This window comes from Pengzhenrongella phosphoraccumulans, from assembly GCF_045689905.1.
Taxonomy (GTDB): Bacteria; Actinomycetota; Actinomycetes; order Actinomycetales; family Cellulomonadaceae; genus Pengzhenrongella; species Pengzhenrongella phosphoraccumulans.
Genome location: NZ_CP144210.1, coordinates 577,685 through 591,160, shown reverse-complemented (window position 1 = coordinate 591,160; position 13,476 = coordinate 577,685). Strand labels below are relative to the sequence as shown.

The 13,476-nt window shown below is 71.1% G+C and carries 13 protein-coding genes; 9 read left to right on the top strand and 4 right to left on the bottom strand.

All coding sequences use genetic code 11. The features are described 5' to 3' along the window. The first annotated feature begins 115 nt into the window (after nucleotides 1-115). The 5 genes from VTA80_RS02885 (at nucleotide 116) to VTA80_RS02865 (ending at nucleotide 6,491) form a co-directional block, all read left to right on the top strand. Entirely contained in the window at nucleotides 116-1,078 is a 963-nt protein-coding gene (locus VTA80_RS02885; protein ID WP_407345654.1) for an AAA family ATPase, read from the top strand. A gap of 1 nt (nucleotide 1,079) precedes the next feature. Further along, nucleotides 1,080-2,270 (top strand): DUF58 domain-containing protein, encoded by a 1,191-nt coding sequence (locus tag VTA80_RS02880; RefSeq protein WP_407343920.1) that lies wholly within the window; start codon nucleotides 1,080-1,082, stop codon nucleotides 2,268-2,270. Continuing rightward, nucleotides 2,267-4,615, top strand: coding sequence for a transglutaminase family protein (locus VTA80_RS02875; protein ID WP_407343919.1), 2,349 nt, complete (start codon nucleotides 2,267-2,269; stop codon nucleotides 4,613-4,615). The genes VTA80_RS02880 and VTA80_RS02875 overlap by 4 nt, the downstream gene beginning before the upstream one ends. 93 nt (nucleotides 4,616-4,708) lie before the next feature. Further along, a complete protein-coding gene (locus VTA80_RS02870; RefSeq protein ID WP_407343918.1) occupies nucleotides 4,709-5,854 on the top strand; it encodes an RDD family protein in 1,146 nt (381 codons plus the stop codon). Nucleotides 5,855-5,978: 124 nt separating this feature from the next. Beyond that, on the top strand, nucleotides 5,979-6,491 hold the full coding sequence (locus VTA80_RS02865) for a gamma carbonic anhydrase family protein (protein WP_407343917.1): 513 nt from the start codon (nucleotides 5,979-5,981) through the stop codon (nucleotides 6,489-6,491). Nucleotides 6,492-6,805: 314 nt separating this feature from the next. On the opposite strand, the gene VTA80_RS02860 is transcribed toward VTA80_RS02865, so the two are convergent. Further along, complete coding sequence (locus VTA80_RS02860; protein ID WP_407343916.1) at nucleotides 6,806-7,669, bottom strand: hypothetical protein; 864 nt, start codon at nucleotides 7,667-7,669, stop codon at nucleotides 6,806-6,808. Nucleotides 7,670-7,770: 101 nt separating this feature from the next. On the opposite strand from VTA80_RS02860, the gene VTA80_RS02855 reads away from it, so the two are divergent. After that, nucleotides 7,771-8,526, top strand: coding sequence for a transcriptional regulator (locus VTA80_RS02855; RefSeq protein ID WP_407343915.1), 756 nt, complete (start codon nucleotides 7,771-7,773; stop codon nucleotides 8,524-8,526). Nucleotides 8,527-8,539: 13 nt separating this feature from the next. Here VTA80_RS02855 and VTA80_RS02850 read toward each other — a convergent pair whose 3' ends face one another. After that, complete coding sequence (locus VTA80_RS02850) at nucleotides 8,540-8,947, bottom strand: toxin-antitoxin system YwqK family antitoxin (protein ID WP_407343914.1); 408 nt, start codon at nucleotides 8,945-8,947, stop codon at nucleotides 8,540-8,542. A 158-nt stretch (nucleotides 8,948-9,105) separates the two neighbouring features. Here VTA80_RS02850 and VTA80_RS02845 point away from each other — a divergent pair, with 158 nt between their 5' ends. Then, nucleotides 9,106-9,549, top strand: a complete 444-nt coding sequence (locus VTA80_RS02845) for a hypothetical protein (RefSeq protein WP_407343913.1) — start codon at nucleotides 9,106-9,108, stop codon at nucleotides 9,547-9,549. Between the two features lie 821 nt (nucleotides 9,550-10,370). Here VTA80_RS02845 and VTA80_RS02840 read toward each other — a convergent pair. Together VTA80_RS02840 and VTA80_RS02835 are read right to left on the bottom strand one after the other, a co-directional pair. Beyond that, entirely contained in the window at nucleotides 10,371-10,715 is a 345-nt protein-coding gene (locus VTA80_RS02840; protein ID WP_407343912.1) for a transcriptional regulator, read from the bottom strand. Continuing rightward, nucleotides 10,708-11,286, bottom strand: a complete 579-nt coding sequence (locus VTA80_RS02835; RefSeq protein ID WP_407343910.1) for a hypothetical protein — start codon at nucleotides 11,284-11,286, stop codon at nucleotides 10,708-10,710. The genes VTA80_RS02840 and VTA80_RS02835 overlap by 8 nt, the downstream gene beginning before the upstream one ends. A gap of 171 nt (nucleotides 11,287-11,457) precedes the next feature. Here VTA80_RS02835 and VTA80_RS02830 point away from each other — a divergent pair, with 171 nt between their 5' ends. Together VTA80_RS02830 and VTA80_RS02825 are read left to right on the top strand one after the other, a co-directional pair. Then, on the top strand, nucleotides 11,458-12,009 hold the full coding sequence (locus VTA80_RS02830) for a GNAT family N-acetyltransferase (protein WP_407343909.1): 552 nt from the start codon (nucleotides 11,458-11,460) through the stop codon (nucleotides 12,007-12,009). Nucleotides 12,010-12,450: 441 nt separating this feature from the next. Then, a complete protein-coding gene (locus tag VTA80_RS02825; protein ID WP_407343908.1) occupies nucleotides 12,451-13,251 on the top strand; it encodes a FadR/GntR family transcriptional regulator in 801 nt (266 codons plus the stop codon). Nucleotides 13,252-13,476: the final 225 nt, after the last annotated feature.

Below are 13,476 nucleotides of genomic sequence, written 5' to 3'. Positions count from 1 at the left end.
CACCCGCCCGATCGCCCCCAGGGCGACCCCCGCCATGACCCAGCTCGCGACCCAGCTCACGACCCAGGAGAACGCAGTGCCTCAAGAGAACGTGCTCGCCCCGACCGCGGCCCCGATGACCCCCGAGCAGGGGGTGTGGTTCGCCGGGATCTTCAACGAGCTCGTGGCGAACGTGGGCCTTGCGGTGCTCGGCAAGGAGCACGTGGTCCGGCTCGCGCTGACGGCGATGCTCGCCGAGGGACACCTACTGCTCGAGGACGCCCCCGGTACGGGCAAGACCTCGCTCGCGAAGGCGATCGCGGCGACGGTCCAGGGCACGCACAGCCGGATCCAGTTCACGCCCGACCTGCTGCCGTCCGACGTCACCGGGGTCACGATCTACGACCAGGGCACGCGCACGTTCGACTTCCACGAGGGCCCGATCTTCGCGTCCGTCGTGCTCGCGGACGAGATCAACCGGGCCTCGCCCAAAACCCAGTCGGCGCTCCTGGAGGTCATGGAGGAGTCGCGGGTCACCGTCGACAAGGTCTCGCACCCCGTGGGTCGGCCGTTCATGGTGATCGCGACGCAGAACCCGATCGAGCAGGCGGGCACCTACCGGCTGCCCGAGGCGCAGCTCGACCGGTTCCTCATCAAGACCTCGCTCGGGTACCCGGACCACGCCTCGATGGTGCGGATCTTCGCCGGTTCCGCCGAGCGTGACCGCACGAGCCACCTCACCGCGAAGATCACCACGGCCGCGGTCGCGGCGATGGCCGACCTCGCCGCCACGGTGCACACCGACGACGCCGTCCTCGACTACGTCGCGCGGCTCGCGGAGGCCACCCGGCTCGACCCGCAGACCGCGCTCGGGGTGAGCGTGCGCGGCGGCCTGTCCCTCGTGCGCAGCGCCAAGGTTTGGGCTGCCTCGCAGGGCCGCACCTACGTGATCCCGGACGACATCAAGCTCCTCGCCGAGCCCGTGCTCGCGCACCGCATCATGCTCGAGACCGAGGCGGAGTTCGCCGGCGTGACGCCGCGCCAGGTGCTCAGCCGCATCCTCGCCGCCACCGAGCCGCCGGCCGCGCGGATCGGCTGACGTGCCTGTCCTGCGGGGCCTGGCCCGCGCCCTGGGCCGGGCGGTGAGCCCGGTCTCCGGGCTCGGGTGGGCCGTCGTCGCGGCCGCGCTGGCGACCGGCGGGGCGGGGTGGCGCCTCGGGTGGCTGGAGCTGACGGTCGTCGCGGCCGGCCTCGGCGCGCTCGTGGTGGTGGCCGTCGCGTTCACGATCGGCCGGTCCACCTACGCGGTGGACCTCGACCTGTCGACGAACCGCGTCAGCGTGGGCCAGCGCGCCGTCGGCCGCCTCGAGGTCCGCAACACGTCGCGCCGGCGTCTGCTGCCCGCGCAGATCGAGCTGCCCGTCGGGCTGGGCGCGGCCGACTTCGCGCTGCCGTCGCTCGCGCCCGGAGCGGTGCACGAGGACGTCTTCGCGATCCCGACGACGCGCCGCGCCGTCATCGTCGTCGGCCCGGTGTGGTCGGTGCGCGGCGACCCGGTCGGCCTGCTGCGCCGCCGCGTGCGCTGGACCGACGCGGTCGACCTGTACGTCCACCCGGAGGTCGTCTCGCTCGGGGGCGCGTCCGCCGGGGTGCTGCGGGACCTCGAGGGGCAGGCCACCCGCGTGATCTCCGACTCGGACATGTCCTTCCATGCGCTGCGCGCGTACGTCGCCGGCGACGACCGGCGGCACATCCACTGGAAGACCAGCGCCCGCATCGGTGCGCTCATGGTCCGCCAGTTCGAGGACACCCGCCGGACGCACACGGCGATCGCGCTGTCGACGGCGGCCGGCGACTACGCGAGCGCCGACGAGTTCGAGCTCGCGGTCGCGGCCACCGCGTCGATCGGCGTCCAGGCGCTGCGCGACGAGCGCGACCTGACCGTGCTGGCCGGCGCCGGACCGCTGCGCACCGCGTCGCCGCCGCGGCTGCTCGACGACTGCTCCGGGCTCGAGGCCACCCCCTCCGGGCGCCCGAGCGAGCACCTCGCGCGCTGGGTCGCGCGCGAGGCTCCGGACGCGTCCGTGGCGATCCTGGTGACCGGGTCGGTGCCGAGCCGCGCGGCGCTGCGCACGCACGCCGTGCGGCTGCCGGTGGGGGTTCGCGCGCTGATCCTGCTGTGCGCGCAGGGTGCGCCCGTGGAGGTCGCGCAGCACGGTTCGCTGACGTTCGCCCAGGTCGGGTCGCTGTCCGACCTGCCGCGCGTGCTCCGCCAGGTGGTGACGGGATGACCGCCCCGACCGCGGCCGGTCCCCGCGCGCGACGGCTTCGGGCCGCGGGCGCGCGACCCGGCGTCGACGCCGTCGTCCTCGGGGCGAGCCTGCTGATCGCGCTGCTGCCGCTCGTGCCGGTCTACGGGCTGGACGCGGTCTGGCGGCCGGTCGTCGGTGGGCTCGTGCTCGGCACGGCGGTGGCGCTCGTCGCCGCGAGGCGGCACTGGTCCGGCGTGGTGACGCTCGCGGTCGGGATCGTGACCTACCTGGTCGCCGGTGCGGCGCTCGCGGTGCCCACCACGACGATCTACGCGGTCGTGCCGACGCAGGCGTCCCTCGCCCCGCTCCTCGCGGGGGTGGTGACCGTGTGGAAGCAGGTCCTCACGCTCGAGCCCGTGCTCGGGGCGAGCGGCAGCCTGCTCGTCGCGCCCTACCAGCTGGCGTTCGGCGGTGCCTGGGGCTCGGTGAGCCTCGCGCGCCGCGCGGCCGGCCGGCCGGCCGGGGCCTGGGCGGCAGCCGTCGCCCCCGCCGTGCTCGCGATCGCGGTGCTGCTCGGGACCAAACAGACGGTGCAGCCGGTGGCCGCCGGCGTCGGGCTCGCGGTGCTGCTCGTGGTCTGGCTCGCCTGGCGCCGGGGGAGCCTGGTGCCCCGGCGCGTCGTCTCGCTGGTGCTGATGGGCGCCGTCGTCGCGGCGAGCGGCGCGATCGTCGGGCCCCTGCTCGCCGCGCAGCCGCGGGTCGTGCTGCGTGACGACCTCGTGCCGCCGTTCGACCCGACGGACCACGCGAGCCCGCTGTCGGGGTTCCGGCAGTTCGTCAAGGACTGGGACGAGACCGACCTGATGACCGTCCGCGGCCTCCCGGCGGGCGCGACGGTCCGGCTGGCCACGCTCGACGCGTTCGACGGCGTGGTGTGGAACGTCGCCGGCGCGGAGGCCGCGCAGGGCTCCGGCGAGTTCCGGCGCGTCGGGTCGAGCCTGTCGACGTCGGTGCGCGGCGACGAGGCGCACGTCGAGTTCGAGGTGCACGACCTCCCGCTCGTGTGGCTACCGACCGTCGGCTACGCCGAGCGGTTCGTGTTCTCCGGACCGGGGTCGGGCGCCCGCACCGACGACCTGCGCTACAACGACGCCACCGGCACCGCGGTGCTCACCTCGGGCGTTCCCGCGGGAACGCGCTGGGTGGAGGACGCCGTCGTGCCCGCCACGCCCGACGACGCCCAGATCGGCGCGGCCACCGCCGCCGCCGTGAGTCTGCCCGAGCCCCGGCACGTCCCCGACGCGGTCCCGCTGTTCGCGGGGGAGCTCGCGGGCACGGCGACGTCGCCGGTGCTGATCGCGCGCAGCCTCGAGGCGGGGCTCGCCGACCGCGGGTGGTTCAGCCACGGGCTGACCGCCGCGGGCGACTACCCCTCCCTGTCCGGGCACGGCGCCGACCGCCTGACGACCCTGCTGGCCGGGGATCTCATGGTCGGCGACGGCGAGCAGTACGCCTCGGCGATGGCGCTCATGGCGCGCGGGATGGGCCTGCCCGCGCGGGTGGTCCTCGGCTTCGTGCCCGACGAGAAGCAGTCCGGGGCGGCGCAGATCACGCTGCGCGGCGCGGACATCCAGGCCTGGGTCGAGATCGCCTTCGCCGGTCACGGGTGGGTGCCGTTCTTCCCGACGCCGCCCGACACGAAGACGCCGCAGGCCGACACCCCCCTGGATCAGTCCCAGCCGCAGCCGCAGGTCATGCAGCAGCCCCCGCCGCCGGCGGCCCCCGTGACGCCGCCCGACGACGACACCGAGCAGCCGCGGACCGAGGACACCCGGCAGGAGGCCCGGGCTGACCAGGCCTGGCGCACGACCGCGATGATCGCCGCGGCGGCGACCGTGCCGCTGGTCGTTGTCCTCCTGCCGCTGCTGCTCATCGTCGCGGCGAAGCGACGGCGGCGCCGACGACGGCGATCGGCCGGCGACGGCGCGACCCGGGTGGTCGGCGGCTGGGACGAGGTCCTGGACCACGCGCGCGACCTGCGCCGCGCCGCGCCGCCGTGCGCGACGCGCCGGGAGATCGCCGTCGGCTTCGCCGAGGTGTTCGCCGCGGCGGACGACCATCGGCGTCGCGGGGCCCACATCGAGGGCGTGAGCATCGCCGGCGCGATGGCCGGGCTCGCGGTCCGCGCGGACACCCTGGTGTTCGGCCGGGGCGAACCGGGCGCACCCGACGTCGAGAGCTTCTGGGCGCAGGTCGACGCGGTCACCCGGGCCATGCGCACCGCGGTGCCGCGGCGGCACCGCTGGCGCGCTCGGTGGTCGACGGCGTCCTTGCGTGCGCGGCGCCGCGCACGCCGGGCGGCCCGGCGGGCCGACCGCCGGTAGGAACCCCTCACGAACCTCCGCCGCGCTGCCGATGTACCGGGCGGGCGGCCGTGACCCGGACCCCACCCCACGACCAGGAAGTGACGACACCTCATGTCAACGCCAGGAGCGCTCTCCGCGACGATGGGCAAGCGGTTGCTCGCCTTCGTCATCGACCAGGTGGCGTACCTGATCGTCGGTGGCGGGTTCATCGCGGCGAGCGTGCTCGACCAGGTCCACGGTGGTGAAGCGGTGCCGGCCGCGCTCGTGCCCAGCACGCCGCTCGCCTACGCCGGCTGCACGCTGCTGGTGGGGCTGACGCTGTTCCAGTGGTGGTTCCAGGGGGCGCGCGGCTTCACCCTCGGCAAGCGCGCCGTCGGGCTGCGGACCCTGTCGGCGGCGACCGGCCAGCCGGCCGGGATGGGTGCGATCCTGCTCCGCCAGCTGGTCGTGGCGGCGGGTGCGCTCGTCGGGTTCGGTCTCGGGCAGTTCGTGGTCTACGCGTCGGCGTTCTTCGACGCGAGCGGGTGGCGCCAGGGGTGGCACGACCGGGCCGCCGGAACGATCGTCTACGACATCCAGGTCGGGATCGACCCGGCCACGGCCGACGCCGGGGTCGGCGCGCCCCGCAGCACGTGGCGCGACCTCGACGAGTTGCCCGAGACCTCGGCGCGGTCGCGGGAGCCCGGCCGCACGCCTGTGCCGGCCGCGAGCGTCATCACCGGCATGCCCGGGGCGGCGTACCCGCGGACGGCGCCGCAGCGGACGGTGCCGATGGCGGTGCCGATGCTGGCGGTGCCGCCGTGGGCCGCAGCCCGGGCCGTCCTCGCCCCGCTCGCCGACGACGTCGAGATGACTCGAATGACCGCCACCCCGGCGGCCTTCACCCCGCTGCTCGGATCGCACGCCGAGCGGGTCGGCCTGCGTCAGCTGCAGGCGACCCTGCAGTTGTGGGACGGGCGCAGGGTGCTCCTCGCGGGCACCGCTCTCGTGGGGCGCAGCCCGGCGCCACGCGCGGGCGAGTTGCCCCCCAGCCTGCTGCTCGAGGCGATCGACCAGTCCGTCTCGAAGACGCACCTCGCGATCGGCATCGACGCCGACGGTCTGTGGGTGCAGGACCGCAGCTCGACCAACGGCACGGTCGTCACGCTGCCCGACGGTTCGCAGATCCTCTGCGCCCCCGAGCAGCGGGTGCGGATCCCCGCCGGGTCCTCGGTCGCCTTCGGTGACTGCTGGTTCGAGGTCGTGGACGAGGCCTGACCCCAGTCGGCCACCCGCCCCGCCGATGCGGCCGCGAAGCGACCTGGTCGCGACGTCGTTCGTCGCGGAGCTCCTGAGGCTCAAGGGGGCAGTTGCCGCCCTCGCGGCGACGTAGTCTCGGCGCATGACGAGCCTGCCCTTCGAGGGCCACACACCCGAGGTCCACGCGAGCGCCTGGATCGCCCCGAACGCCACCTTGATCGGCAAGGTCCGCATCCACGCCGAAGCGAGCGTCTGGTTCGGGGCGGTGCTGCGCGGCGACATCGACGAGATCGTTCTCGGCGCGGGGTCGAACCTCCAGGACAACGCCGTGGTGCACACCGAGCTGGGCTCGCCGGCGGTCATCGGCGAGGGCGTCAGCGTGGGGCACGGCGCCGTGGTGCACGGCTGCACGATCGAGGACGGCTGTCTGATCGGGATGAACGCCACGGTCCTGACCGGCGCCGTCGTCGGCCGGGACTCGCTGGTCGCGGCAGGTTCCGTGGTCCTCGAGGGGGCCACGATCCCGCCGCGCTCGCTGGTCGCGGGCATCCCCGGGAAGGTGCGTCGCCCGCTGACCGACGACGAGATCGAGGGCATGCACGGCAACTCGGCGCGCTACGTCACGCGTGCGGTGGCGTACGGTCCGCTGACCTGACGGTCCGACTCCGACCGACGCGCCGATGCCGACCGGGAACGTTGTGCTCTGGCGGCAACGCCGCGCGACGCGGCTGGTGACGAGCGCAGTCGTCTCGTTGCTGGGCGCGGGTCTCGCCGGGTGCTCCACGGGTGACTCGGAGGCGGGTTTCGGGCTCCCCACCCAGCCCGTCCGGTCTCCCTTCCCGGGTGAACGTCAGTCGGTGCGGGGAATGGCACGCCGGGTGGTCCTAATGGACGACGTCGCGCTCGGCTGACGGGTCGCGGGGTGTGTCGCGGGGGAGTGCAGACGCCGACGAGCGCGGGGCGGTGCGCTCAGCCGCTGATGTCGGCCGGCTGCAGCACGGACAGCAGCGTGTCCGGCAGGACGTCACCCAGCAGCCGGGCGACCGTGAGCGCGTGCAGCGTGGCGAGCGCAGATCGCATCGTGACGGGATCTGCGGCCGGCTGGGCACGCACGAGGGCTGAAGTGACGTCGAGGACCGCGACGAGCTGCGCGCGCAGGCGACCCGTCGTGTAGGCAACCCAGGCCGCGGAGTGCATCGCGGCGGCCCAGCCGCCGGCGGACCACTGCACCGCCGCGAGCGCGTCCAGCGTCAGCACGCCCGCCCCGACCCGGCCCTGGAGGTCGACTACCGCGTCGCCGCCGGGCCCGTACAGCTGCGTCGCCTCGACGAGCGCGCGTTCCTGGGACTGGAGCGCGGCCTGCCACGGCTGGGTGAGGACCTCGAAGGGCGCGGCGGCGAGGTGGGGGCGCGCCCACCAGCCGGCGACCACGCCCGCGGCCGCTGCGGCCGACCCCGGTGACAGCCCGGCCCCCGGGATCCCCAGGCGTGCGCCGTCCGGCCATGGTCCTGCCTCGGCCACGACGAGCTGGGTCACGTCGCCCAGGTGCCCGAACCGGGCCCGGGAGAGCTCACCGGCCGCGCCGGCGTCGCTGCAGCTGACCGTCCGCAGCACGTGCGCGGTGGTCAGCGCGGACGCGTCGGCGAGCTCCGCCAGCTGCCACGCGCGCACGGTCGAGCCTGGCTCGCAGTCCAGGGCGCACAGCCCGAGCGCGGTGACGCCCTGCTCCGTGAGCCGAAAGACGGCGCTGAGCGCAGCGAGCAGCTGATTCGCGCACGGGTGGGTCGCCGCGTCCCCGGCCAGGACAGTGGGCGACGAGAGGGTGTAGGGCACGGGTGACCTCCTCCCCGCCCAGCGGGCGGTGACCGCGGAGAGAACCGCGTGGACCGGATTCTGCCCCCGCGAGGGGGCGCAAGGCTGCTATCACATCACTGTTGTCCGGTTTGTCCCGCATCGGTGACGCATCCGGTCGAGCGAGGCCTGCGCCGAGATCGAGCCGCCGCCCGAATCGAGCCGTTCGATCGCCTCTCGGGTTCGACGAGAATGACGGCGTGACTGCTGCCGTTTCCGCACCCGAACTGCTGGCCCTTCATGCCGTGCGGCTGTTGGGGTCCGCAGGTGATCTGAAGGCCGCGGCCCGGTTCGGGCTCGATGCCCGGGAGGTCGGCGAGTTCTTGGAGGACTTCGAGGCCGTGGGGTGGGTGTCGCGCTTCGAATTCGCAGGGAGCAGAGGTTGGTCTCTGACCGAAGCGGGCAGGGCACAGGACGAGCGCCTCCTCGCTGTCGAGCTGGCCGCGCGCGGTGCAGTGGACGAGGTGGTCCGGGTCCATGCCGCGTTCCTCCCGCTCAACGCGCGCTTCCAGGAGGCGGCGACCCGCTGGCAGCTCCGCCCGATTCCCGGCGATCCGATGGCGCTGAACGACCACACGGACTTCCGGTGGGATGACCGAGTCCTCGATGAGCTCGGCGCCCTCGGTCGCCGGCTCGCTTCGTTGGATGCGGAGCTCAGCGCGGTGCTGTCTCGCTTTGACGGCTACGCCGAGCGGTACCAGGCCGCATTCGCTCGAGTGGAGCAGGGCGAGCGACGGTGGGTCGATGCGGTGGGTGTCGACTCGTGCCATGTCGTCTGGATGCAGCTGCACGAGGACCTTCTCGCCACCCTCGGAATCGAACGTGGTCAGGAGCAGTGACCCAAGAACGGGGTTACTGCGTTCTTGGCCGGTGATTTGTCGTCTTCTTGATGGTGCCGTCGGGGTTGAAGGCCGTCCATTCGCCGGTCTTTGCGCCCCGATCCCAGCTTCCGCTGTCGATCTGATTCCCGTGTGCGTCCCAGCGCTGCCAGATGCCGTGCTTCTCGTCGTCGAGGAAGCCCCCTCGCTGGAGCAGTCCGCCAGTGGAGCGATACCAGGTCCAGTTGCCCTGCAGGCGGCCGTGGTCGAACTCACCCTCGGATCGAAGCGACCCGTCAACGAAGAAGTGTCGCCATACTCCGCAGCGTTCACCGTCGACGTATTCACCCGTCATCGTCCCGCCGTGCGAGTCGGTTTCGGTCCATCGGCCGACCTTGCGGCCGCGGTCGTCGACCACGTTCGGGGCGGGGTCGACGCTCATGCGGGACTCGCGAGTTGGATCAGGTTGCCGCAGGTGTCGTCCAGCACCGCGGTGACGTAGATCAGCGCGGCCTTGTACCTTGTCAGGTTGATCCAGGGCACGGTCTGCTCCTTGGCTGTTGAGGGGTCAATTCTTCAGTCGGTTGCCCGGCACGCACGATGGGCGAGGAGACCACTGAGTGCAGCGCTTCGATTCCCCTTCATCGGGTCACGCGTCGGTCGATTCGGAATCTGACGAACAATACGGGGGCGGTCATGACGGACATCAGGATCAGCGCGGCGTCAACAAGATTGTCGGGCATCGTGGCGGGACCTGCAGGTTCGGGCTCGGCAGCGCAGCAGGTGTACGACAGAGCCGTCAAGCGTCTGACCGAAGCGCAGAAGCAGCTCGCCCAGGATGCCGTGAACAAGGCGCCGGAGGAGACGCTCAAGGTCGACGAGGCGCTGGTCGAGATGGCGGCGGCGGCCGTCGCCGCGGCCGCCGCCGCGCTCGCGCGCGAGCAGGACCGCAGCCAAGGCACCCGTGCGCTTCCCTCGGCAGCACCGGAAACCGAGCGCACCCCCGATCAACGTCGCAAGGGTGAGGTCGACGTCTACGCCTGACCTTCACTCGGCGGATGGTCAGTCTTGGTTGACGTCACGCTGCGACCACCGGCCCGCCAACCTTGCCGGAGTGGAGTTGGCGTTCCTTCGACTCGTGCACTGGATCGCCCGTTTCGTTACCCGGCGCAAAGGTGCCTGAGCGACCTGATCGGTGCCACACAGACAAGCGCCAGCTGCACGGCTCGAGCCATCGGACCCGATGAGCATCGAGTCCACTAGCGATTCCGTGGTGTCGCTCGACGTGTCGAGGTAATCGACTGGTCGCACACCATGGCCGCGGGCCCGAGGTCAGGGGCGTTCTTGCCGGCCTGACGGGCTCGCGAACGATATCGTCGAGACCGTATATCCCACGGGAAAGGGCGCGATGCGTATTCGTCGGTGGTGGCTCGGCTACACGGTGGTAGTCGTGTTTGGGCTGCTGACGTGGTCATCCTGGAACCGGAGCCCGGTCGGGGCTTGGATCGTCTTCGGCTTCTGGGGGGTGGTGTTCATCTCGATCGTGGTGCGGGCGATGCGCCCGAGGGCACAAGGACGTCGGCTGCAGTCGGGTGCGGGCCCGGCGGTACAGGGAATGGACGAGGTCCAGAACATGTACCTCGGGCGCCCCGACGTCGGCCCGACGGTTTACGGCTCGACGGGCCCGCCCACGACAGAACTCACTCTCGATCGAACTGAGCCAGATCCGGGCGACCTTCGTGGCTTGCCCCGCAAGGGCTAGCCCGAGATCGACTCCTCCGGCTGGCAGTGAGCGCAATGAAAGCCGACGACGCCAGCGACAACTACCTGGTGCCGTTGCGACCGCCCCACGCGCGGCGATCCGGCTAGCGCTCAGTAGTCCCGTCGCCTGCATCCAACTGCGCGACCAGTGTTCGCAGGACGGTCAGCTCGGCGAGCAGCGCCTGACGACCGCGCGACGTGATCGAGGCCCAGGTCCGGTTCCGTCGGCCGTCGTAGCCCTTGCGGAGGTTGACGTAGCCAGCGTCGACGAGCACCTCGAGGTGTCGCCCGAGATTGCCGTCGGTGAGGCCCAGCGTGCGGCGCAGGTAGGTGAAGTCGGCGTCGTCCGCCTCGGCAAGGATGCTCAAGACCCCGAGCCGGGCCCGTTGGTGGACGACCTCGTCGAGCGCGGCCGCGGGGTGGATCGCGCCGTCGGTCGCTTCACTCATCGTCAGTCATGGGGCTTGGCGCTGTCAGTGCCCGTTCCGCGATGAAGGCACGCACGCCGAGCCCGATCAGGATGACGGCACCGGCAACGAGGACGACGACACTGGGTTGCGGGCCGAGAAATCGAAGGTGGTTGTCGAGCACGAAGAAGGTCACAAGTGGCGAGGCTGCCGCGAGAACCGCACCCGGGATCCACAGCATGCGGTCCTGACCGCGCCAACCCAGAATCACCAAGCCACCGCCGAGGAAGAACAACGCACCCACCAAGCGGGCGATCGGGAAAACCATCGCCGTGAGCGCACTGATCACCAGGACCACACCGTAACCATCCGTGCTCGTCCCGAGCCCCGTCACCAAACGGCGCGCGACCATGAACAGATAGAGCACCAGAAATACCGCGAGCGGCACGAAGATCTCAACGAGGAACGCCATGCTCACGGCAGCCCGGAGCCAGGCCAGGACGAGCAGTCCACATGCGACGAAAACCAGCGGCAACGACCGGGCGTGCCGCGCGGCCCTGGTGCGCTCGCGTGCGTGCTCGGCGAGCTCCAGGACGGTGCCATCGGTGGACATGGCCGTCACTCTGCTCCGCAGAGTGACGTACGTCAAGGGTCGACGCATCCTCGCACCGGTTTCTGGAGCACCTTGGCGACAGCCAAGTACCGAGGGCGCTGCGCTGGATCGTTTCGGTCGGCCGGCCCGCGTCGCGGCTCGCGAGAGGCCCACGCTCGCCAGACTGTTCAGATGACGGATTCCCGAGTTCCCCCGATGGTGCGGATCGAGCCCTGGGGGGAAGGGGATCTCGAGCTACTCCGTGCCGGGAATGCGGCCGAGATGACGCAGCACCTTGGCGGTCCGGAGATCGCGGAGAAGGTCCTGGCCCGGCATCACCGCTACGTCGCTCTCAACGAAGGCGACACGGGTCGGATGTTCCGGATCGTCGCAAGCGCCGACGGAGCATCGGTCGGCTCGGTCGGGTACTGGGATCACGAGTGGAACGGCGCCACCGTCGCCGAGGTCGGCTGGATGGTCTTGCGGCCGTTCCAGGGCCGCGGCATCGCAGTGGCGGCGATGCGGCTGCTCATCGACGTCGTACGCGCCAAAGGTCGGTACAAGCGCATCCACGCATTTCCGAACGTTGAGAATGCTGCGTCCAACGCGGTCTGTCGCCGCCTTGGCTTCACGCAACTCGGAGAAGTCGACTTCGAGTACCCCCAAGGCAATCCCATCCGCAGCCGGGACTGGTGCCTGGATCTTGCGCAGGCACCGACGCCCCCTCCGCTGATCGACAGTTGACGACCGCCATTCGACGAAAACCGCTGTTCGCGGGCGAGGGCTACCCCGCTAGGTTTCGCCACTCCTGGGCGTGAGTCTGCACGTTGCCCGCGCTGGTCGTCCTGGTCTGGCCGGCGATCGCGTTGAAGATGGCGACGTCACCGCTTACCGCCAATTAAGTCCCGGTATGGGGAGCATCCATCAGATGGCGAAGATCGCTGACTTCTACCCGCGCCTCAAGGTCGACACGGCCGCGTTCGTGGGGTTTGGACAGGCCGGTGGCGTGGTCTTGACCGAGGCGATCGCCAGAACGGGCGTGGGCGAGGAACTGTCGGCGGCGTTGGCGCTGTGGTTCCAGCGATTGTCCTGGATGGGCACGGAAGCGCGGTCTGAAGAGGATCCGATGCGGCGTGCGTCGGGTACCTGCCGGCCATCGCTGAGCAAGATCTGCTGGAGCCGGCCATGGCCACGGCCACGGAGGATTTCAGCGCCGAGCCCTACCGCAGCAAACCGGACAGGTCGTACATTTGTGGATATCCTCAGATTGGGAACTACAAGGGGCTGAAGATGCCTGAGCGGCTGCACACCTCGGTACTGGACACTCTCGGACGCGAGATTACGGCGGGTGAGATTGCGGCAGGCGACGTTCTTACTCTCGAGCGGCTGCAGCAGAGGTTCGGGGTTTCGCGCACGGTGGCCCGAGAGTCCATGCGACTTCTCGAGCAGCTTCAACTGGTGACCGCGCGGCGTCGGGTCGGGATTGTGGTGAGGCCTGCGCAGGAGTGGGACGTCCTTGATCCGCTGATCATTCGGTGGCGACTGAGTGGCCCAGGTCGTCCGGGCCAGATCCGCTCGTTGAACGAGTTGCGGGTGGCTGTCGAGCCGCTCGCGGCGCACGCTGCCGCCCTGCACGCCTCCACCACTGAACGCTCGGACCTGGTCGAGATTGCGAGGATGATGCGCGGCGCAGATGAGGCCCATCACGATCAGGAGTACCTCGAGCTCGACATCGCGTTCCACACGGAGGTCCTGCGCGCCAGCCGGAATGAGATGTTCGCCGCGCTGACCGACGTGTTCGCGGAGGTACTGGTGGGCCGAACGCTCGAAGGCCTGTCCCAGCGTGAACCGGGAGCCGTGTCCCTTGATGGGCATGACGCGGTCGCCGAAGCGATCCTGACAGGGGACGGCGACAAGGCCGAAAGCGTGATCCGCGAGATCATGACCGCGGCTCGCGCGCAGATTCGGGAGCTCAATGTCTTCTAGTTCAAACTGAGGCCTACCACGGTGTCGGTTGCGAGAGGCGTGCAACGCACGAGGGATGCTCGGTCGACGCCAGCGGCTGTCTCGCCCCGGGTCTGATGGAGGCTCTCAATCCGAGACAGGATGAGGTCCCGCACCGCCATCACTTCGGGGCACGCGTGTATCGAGCAGAACCGAACGACGCGGGTAAGAGATCGCTGAGCGCCTGGCTCAGATGTGTTGGAGCGT